At 58.5% G+C, this 1,679-nt stretch carries 2 protein-coding genes; both read right to left on the bottom strand.

The genetic code is table 11. The features are described 5' to 3' along the window. Positions 1-842, bottom strand: an 842-nt coding sequence (locus WBP53_RS01670) for a hypothetical protein (protein ID WP_423925282.1), incomplete at its 3' end; no start/stop codon positions are given. Between the two features lie 79 nt (positions 843-921). Next, a partial coding sequence (locus tag WBP53_RS01665) for a polysaccharide deacetylase family protein (RefSeq protein ID WP_423925280.1) occupies positions 922-1,679 on the bottom strand: 758 nt, incomplete at its 5' end.

Genomic DNA, 1,679 nt, shown 5'->3' with positions numbered 1-1,679 from the left:
TCCGAATTCTCGATGCGGGGAATCAGCCCGAAGCGTCGGCTGCGCCAGTTGAGGGCCAGCGGCCCCTGCACGATCATGAGGTCGCCGACCGCCGTCCCGCCCACGCGCACCGGTTCGCCGCGATCGTGGGATTTCGGCTTTTCAGGATCATCGGTTGCGTAGTAGATCGAATTGACCGTGCTGGTCTGGGTATCGCTTGGCGCGGACGGCAAGGTGAAATCCGCATAGCAACCCAACTCGCGCAGCAGGATCAGTTCGTTGTTGATTCCGCACCAGCGTCCGTCGGCGCGCGAGTTGTCCAGCGACCAGTTGCCGTGGATGAAGGCGAATGCGAGTTTGCCGTTGCGCGGATCGCGCACCAGCGCACCGTGCTTCTCGTGCAAGGTGCTGCAGAAGCGCTGCATCGAGACGTTGAAATTCTCTTCGGTATCGTTGTCGTGGTGCAGGTGGATCTCGATCTCGCCAAACCCATCCGCGCACAGGGCGGCGATCTTGTCCAGATGCTCCTCGACGTACTCTTCCTCGGGATAGAAAAATCCGTGTTGCGGATGGCGCCCGTCGGCATCGCGATGACGACCTGCCATGGCCCGATAGTCGCGACACCAGCGATCGACACGCTGGCGCTGCTTCTCAAGATCGGCCTTGCCCCACATCGGCTCGAAGTGATCGACAAAGCAGAACATGACGTGGACCGGACCCGATGTTTTCGGCCGTGCTGGCCGAGTCAGATAGCTGCGTATCCAGATCTGCATGTTGCGCGAGCGCAAGATCATCCAGAGCGCGAATGCGGCAAGGCATGCGCCAACAATGAGGACGATCGAGGCAACAAGATAGATACTCACGATGCTGGATAGCCTCTGTTTGGTGCAGCGGTTACGCACTGACTTGAATCGTGACGAATACCGACCATGCACAGGCGACTCATGTCACCGGCAACTCTGGCAATGTGGCGAGTCTGAATCCCGATGCATGCCACTCGGGCAGCATCACGGCGAGCGCATCGATCGTGGCTTCGCTGTCATCGTGCATGAGGATGATATCGCCGGGGCGCGGCGGGTGATTGCGCATGACTTCAATCAGTTCGGATGCCGGCTTCTGCTGATAGTCGAGACTGTCGTACGACCAATACGCCATGCTGCCCGGATGAACGGCAAAGTGGGCCAGCAGCGACAGCGGGAAGCGACCGGAAGGCGGTCGAAACCGGTGCCGGGGTTTGCCATCGTATTTCGACAGCAAACGCTCGGTACGCTCAATCTGATCGAGTTGTTCGGCTCTTGGAATACGCGTAAAGCGTGGATGATCGTAGGAATGGTTTCCGAGCTGATGGCCTTCGGCAACCAGTCGTTCGACGATATCGGGGTGTTTCTCGATCTGTTCGCCAAGCAGGAAAAACGTGGCCTTCGCATCATGACTGGCCAGCAGGTCGAGCAAGCGTGGCGTGTGCTCGAGGTTTGGACCATCGTCAAAAGTAAGGTGCAGGCTGCGATCGGCAACAACGCCGGTCGTCACCATCCATGAATCAGGCAACCACTTGAGCAACTTCAGCTTGTTTGGCCTTGGATTCAACTCGATTTCCGGATGGATATGGTTGGCGCCTCGATGGGCGATTGCAGAACTCGGGTGCGTAGTGCACGGAACGCCATGACGAAGAACGAATCTTACCCGGTGAGCACCTGATC

The sequence above is a fragment of the Dokdonella sp. genome (assembly GCF_049593775.1).
Taxonomy (GTDB): domain Bacteria; phylum Pseudomonadota; class Gammaproteobacteria; order Xanthomonadales; family Rhodanobacteraceae; genus Dokdonella.
This window is presented reverse-complemented; position numbering and strand designations above follow the sequence as displayed.